The organism is Corallococcus sp. CA047B (assembly GCF_003612065.1).
In the GTDB taxonomy this organism is placed as follows: Bacteria; Myxococcota; Myxococcia; order Myxococcales; family Myxococcaceae; genus Corallococcus; species Corallococcus praedator.
In genome coordinates, this window is record NZ_RAWD01000493.1 from 1 (window position 1) to 4942 (window position 4942).

Here is a 4942-nt window from a genome sequence, read left to right on the forward strand (position 1 = left end):
GTGGGGTGGGCAACGTGCGCTTCATCCAGGGTGACGCTCGCAAGGTGTGCGACGGGCTGGTGGCGGAAGCGCGGAGCTTCGATGTGTGTCTCGCGGACCCGCCTCGGGCCGGAGCCCCCGGGCTGGCGAAGTGGATGCGCGCGTTGAACGTGCGCCGGGTGGTGTACGTGGCGTGCGACCCGGCGTCGCTCGCCCGGGACGCGGCGGGGCTGGTGGAGGCCGGTTACAAGCCGGTGGCGCTCCAGGTGGTGGACATGTTCCCCCAGACGCACCACGTGGAAGCCGTCATGTCGTTCGAGCGGTAGCGCACGGAAAGGGACTCGCCATGGACGCACGCATCGTCGAGTTCGCCGAGGTCCTCCGCCAGAACGGCGTGCGCGTCAGCACGTCCGAGGTGCAGGACGCGCTGCGTGCCACCGCCGAGGTGGGCCTCCAGGATCGGAGCCTGTTCCGCGCCGTGCTGCGCACCACGCTCGTGAAGCGCGAACTGGACGTGGAGACCTTCAGCCGCGCGTTCGACTTCTACTTCTCCGGCGCCGCCCGCACGTTCGAGGCCATCGACCAGTCGCTGGCGAAGCAGTTGGAGGAAGAGGGCTATCTGGAGGGCGACCTCTTGAAGATGGTCATCTACCAGATGAACCTGCTCGCGCCGGAGATGTCCCCCCTGGCCCAGGCCATCCTCGCGGGTGACCGCGCCCGGCTGGCGCAGATCTTCCGGCAGGCCTCGCTGCAACTGGACCTGGGACAGTTGGAGAGCCCGCTCCAGACAGGGTTCTTCACCCGGCGGTTGCTCGCGGGCGCGGGCATGGAGCGGGCGCGCTCCGACCTGAAGTCCATGGAGGACGAGCTGCACGCGCGCGGCCTGAGCGCGGAGGGCATCGAGATCGTCTCGCGCCACGTGGCGGCTGCGATGCGAAAGATTGAGGACGCCGCGCGCCAGGAGGTGAAGCGCCAGTCCGAGGCCCGCATCCGCCGCCGCACGGACTCCGTCACGGAGAAGCCGCTCCACCTGCTCACCCAGGCGGAGGTGGATGAGATGGAGGCCGCCGTGCGCACGATGGCGGAGAAGCTGAAGAGCCGGCTCATCCGCAAGCAGCGCTCGCACCGCCGGGGCGCCCTCAACGTGCGCCGCACGCTGCGCCGGAACATGCCCTGGGACGGCATCCCCATGGTGCCGCAGTTCCGCTCGCGCCGGCCCGAGCGCCCGGAGTTGGTGGTCCTCTGCGACGTCTCCGACTCCGTGCGGAACGCGTCGCGGATGATGCTGCTGTTCATGCACACGCTGCAGTCGCTGTTCGTGCGTGTGCGCTCGTTCGTCTTCGTGTCCGACGTGGGGGAGGTGACCCACTTCTTCAAGGACCTGGACGTGAGCGAGGCCATCGACGCGGCGACCGCCGGTCGCACGGTGTCCATGAGCGCGAACTCCAACTACGGCCGCGCGCTGGCGGACTTCACCCGCGATCACCTGGGCAGCATCACCCGCCGCACCACGGTGATGATCATTGGCGACGGCCGGAACAACTACAACGCGAGCAACGCGTGGGCCCTCAAGGACCTGCGCCGCAAGGCGAAGCGGCTCTTGTGGATCTGCCCCGAGGACCGCGGCAACTGGGGCATCGGCGACAGCGAGATGCTCACCTACGAGAAGCACTGTCACCAGGCGGTGGTCGTCACGTCCGTTTCGGACCTGGCCCGCATCGCGGATCAACTTGTCCCCGCCTGAACCCCCTTTCCCCCGAGGTTCCCCCATGGCTCCGTCCCTCTTCGACGACTACTTGGACGTCCCCAACGTGGAGACCGGCCCGGACTTCGACGCCGCCGACGACCGCACCCTGCGCATGGCCTCCCAGCCGGTGGACAAGGCGCTGCTCGACAGCCTGATCCGCTACCAGGAGACCTTCCTGTCCCACGTGGAGTCGGACGCTGCCCCGGAGGCCATGGCCCGGGCCCAGACGGCCGCGCTCACCGACAGCGGCCTCACCCTCAAGACGGTGGAGTGGGGGCTCTCCGTCCTCCGGGCCTTTGGTGGCCGGCGGTGGACCGCGCAGCGGCTCCAGTCGAAGCTGACGGAGCTGGAGGCCACCTCCGGGGCGGAGGTGGACGCACTGCGCCAGCGCATCCAGAACGAGCTGAAGAAGCAGGAGCGGCACACGGAGGCCCTGGGCCGGCGCTATGGTCCGGACACGGTGGTGCTGTTGCGGGAGCACGAGCCGGTCCTGGTCGCCCTGCACACCCGGCTCACGAAGGTGCTCAGCCGGGGATGAACCAGCCCGTCCGCCCGGTTGCATTCCGCGCCCGGTCATCGCATAAGGGCCCGTTTTCCCTATAGGCCAACCATGAAGCGCTACTTCATCCACACCTTCGGCTGTCAGATGAACGTCAACGACTCGCTCCGCATGAGCGAAGCGTTGTCGAAGATGTCCTACGTCCCGACGCCGGAGCCGGAGAACGCGGACCTCATCATCCTCAACACCTGCTCCATCCGGGAGAAGGCCGAGGACAAGATGCTGTCCGCGCTCGGGCGCTACCGCGCGGTGAAGGCCAGTCGCGGGGCCATCCTGGGCGTGGGCGGCTGCGTGGCCCAGCAGGAGAAGGACAAGCTGCTGAAGAAGGTGCCCTACCTGGACTTCGTCTTCGGCCCGGACAACATCGCGAAGCTGCCGGAGGTCATCACCCGCGTGCAGGAAGCGCGCGAGCGGGTGGTGGAGACCGCCTTCGTGGACTCCGAGGAGTACGTCTTCCCGCGCGCCGACGCGGAGACGTCCCGGGGCAAGGTGACCGAGTTCGTCACCGTGATGAAGGGCTGCGACAACGTCTGCTCGTTCTGCGTCGTGCCGCACACCCGTGGCCGCGAGGTGAGCCGCGCGTTCCCGGACGTGCTCGTCGAAGTGGCGGACCTGGCGCGCGTGGGCCTGCGCGAAGTCACGCTCATCGGTCAGAACGTCAACTCGTACATGGGCGGCATCAGCTTCGCGCAGCTGCTCCTGCGCACCGCGGAGGTGCCGGGCATCGAGCGCGTGCGCTTCACCACCAGCCATCCGCATGACCTGTCGGATGAGCTGATCGAAGCGTTCCGCGTGCAGCCGAAGATCGCCCCGCACTTCCACCTGCCCGTGCAGTGCGGAAGCGATCGCATCCTGAAGATGATGCGCCGCGACTACACCGTGGAGCAGTACCTGGTTCAGCTCGCGAAGCTGCGAGCCGCGCGCCCCGGCATCGCCGTCACCACCGACATCATCGTGGGCTTCCCCGGAGAGACCGAGGAAGAGTTCGAGATGACGATGCAGCTCACCGAACAGGTGAAGTACGAGAACCAGTTCTCCTTCGTCTACAGCCCGCGCCCCAAGACGGGCGCCGCGCTGCGCGAGAAGGAGTGGGGCCTCGTGCCGCACGAGGTGAAGGTGGCCCGGCTGGAGCGCCTGCAGAAGCTCCAGCGGCGCATCAGCGGCGAGTACACCCAGTCCCAGGTGGGCCTGGACGTGGAGGTCATGGTCGAGGGCCGCTCGCGCTACGACGCCACCAAGCGCTTCGGGCGCACGCCGGAGAACCGCACCGTCAACTTCGACGGCGACGCTCCCGCGGGCTCCTTCGTGACGGTCCACATCGAGCGCGCCACGCCCAACCAGCTCCAGGGCAAGCAGGTGGCGGTGCTCCAGGGCCCCACGGTGGCGCCGCCGCCGGTGGAGCTCACGGTGCCGCTGCACGTGCCCGCGGAGGCCTGACGCTTCACCCCGCCGTTCCTTCCGTCTTCCCGGAGGTTCCGTCATGGCGTTGAGGCCGTTTCGCGGGGTGTCCCCCCGCGTCCACCCGAGCTGCTTCGTCGAGGACTCCGCCCAGGTGGTGGGCGACGTGGAGCTGGGCGAGGACTCCTCCGTCTGGTTCAACTCCGTGCTGCGGGGGGATGTGAACTCCATCCGCATCGGCAAGCGCACCAACATCCAGGATCTCACCATGGTGCATGTCACCAGCCAGGGTGACTCCACGACGGTGGGCGACGACTGCACGGTGGGCCACCGGGTCATCCTCCACGGCTGCATCGTGGGCCACCGCGTCCTCGTGGGCATGGGCGCCATCCTGATGGACGGGGTGGAGGTGGGAGACGACTGCATCATCGGCGCCGGGACGCTGCTGACGCCCGGCACGAAGATTCCCCCGGGCTCGCTCGTGGTGGGCTCCCCCGGCAAGGTGAAGCGCCCCATCACCGAGGGCGAGCGCGAGTTCCTGATCCAATCCGCCCTCCACTACGTGGAGACCGCCTCCGAGCACCGCGCGAGCCGCTGACGGCGCCGGGTTGTGCGTGTTAGGAACACCCTCATGGCTCTCGTGCCCGAGACGACCCTCAAGGCCTGCCCGCTGTTCAAGGGCTTCACCGACACCGGCATCGCCATATTCGCGTCGGCGGCCGTGTCGCGTGCCTTCCCGAAGGGGACAGCGCTGTTCTCCGAGGGCAAGGCCGGTGACTCGCTGCTGATTGTCGGCGAGGGCACCGTGCGGCTGAGCGCCCGGAATCCCGGAGGCGAGGATGTGTCCCTGGGCGAGGTGACGGTGGGCGAACCCCTGGGCGAGCTGGCGCTCGTGCAGAAGGGGGAGCGGCTGTGTACCGCCACCGCGCAGACGGACGTGATGGCGCTGGAGATCCGCTCGGCGGACTTCCAGAAGCTGCTCGCCCAGAAGCCCCAGGCCTGCATCAAGCTGCTCATGGGCATCGTCAGCCACTTCGGCGCCAAGGCGCGGGAGAACCGGGACATGCTGCGCACGCTCGTCGTGCGGTCCACGGGCGCCTGACGTCGGCAGGCTTGGGTGTTGGGTGGAGGGCCCCGTCCTCGTGCCAGGAGGTCGGAAGGGCAAGGAGCCCCTGCCGCCCGCACGGGATGTGGTTACTGTCCTCGCCAGGAGTGGACCCGTGGGCTCCCAGGTTGGAGCACAGGGTAGGGGTGGGTGG

5 protein-coding genes and 1 pseudogene are annotated in these 4942 nt (G+C 68.6%); all 6 read left to right on the plus strand.

Annotated elements, in window-relative coordinates; genetic code table 11:
* A pseudogene (locus tag D7X74_RS39670) lies at positions 1-305 on the plus strand (class I SAM-dependent RNA methyltransferase); the annotation flags it as partial.
* Between the two features lie 20 nt (positions 306-325).
* A complete protein-coding gene (locus D7X74_RS39675; protein WP_120538131.1) occupies positions 326-1723 on the plus strand; it encodes a VWA domain-containing protein in 1398 nt (465 codons plus the stop codon).
* Positions 1724-1748: 25 nt separating this feature from the next.
* The gene (locus D7X74_RS39680; protein ID WP_120538132.1) at positions 1749-2264 is read left to right on the plus strand and encodes a hypothetical protein; all 516 of its coding nucleotides are present in this window, start codon (positions 1749-1751) and stop codon (positions 2262-2264) included.
* A gap of 72 nt (positions 2265-2336) precedes the next feature.
* Positions 2337-3722, plus strand: coding sequence for a tRNA (N6-isopentenyl adenosine(37)-C2)-methylthiotransferase MiaB (gene miaB / locus D7X74_RS39685; RefSeq protein WP_120538133.1), 1386 nt, complete (start codon positions 2337-2339; stop codon positions 3720-3722).
* 43 nt (positions 3723-3765) lie between these two features.
* Positions 3766-4281 carry a gamma carbonic anhydrase family protein gene (locus D7X74_RS39690; protein ID WP_120538134.1) on the plus strand — a complete coding sequence of 172 codons (516 nt, stop codon included), beginning with the start codon at positions 3766-3768 and terminating at the stop codon, positions 4279-4281.
* 33 nt (positions 4282-4314) lie between these two features.
* Positions 4315-4785, plus strand: coding sequence for a cyclic nucleotide-binding domain-containing protein (locus D7X74_RS39695; RefSeq protein WP_120538135.1), 471 nt, complete (start codon positions 4315-4317; stop codon positions 4783-4785).
* Positions 4786-4942: the final 157 nt, after the last annotated feature.

Bases quoted from the DNA above. Each gene is read 5' to 3' on its own strand.
- D7X74_RS39675 (WP_120538131.1), top strand. From the start codon at position 326: ATGGACGCACGCATCGTCGAGTTCGCCGAGGTCCTCCGCCAGAACGGC.
- D7X74_RS39680 (WP_120538132.1), top strand. From the start codon at position 1,749: ATGGCTCCGTCCCTCTTCGACGACTACTTGGACGTCCCCAACGTGGAG.
- miaB (WP_120538133.1), top strand. From the start codon at position 2,337: ATGAAGCGCTACTTCATCCACACCTTCGGCTGTCAGATGAACGTCAAC.
- D7X74_RS39690 (WP_120538134.1), top strand. From the start codon at position 3,766: ATGGCGTTGAGGCCGTTTCGCGGGGTGTCCCCCCGCGTCCACCCGAGC.
- D7X74_RS39695 (WP_120538135.1), top strand. From the start codon at position 4,315: ATGGCTCTCGTGCCCGAGACGACCCTCAAGGCCTGCCCGCTGTTCAAG.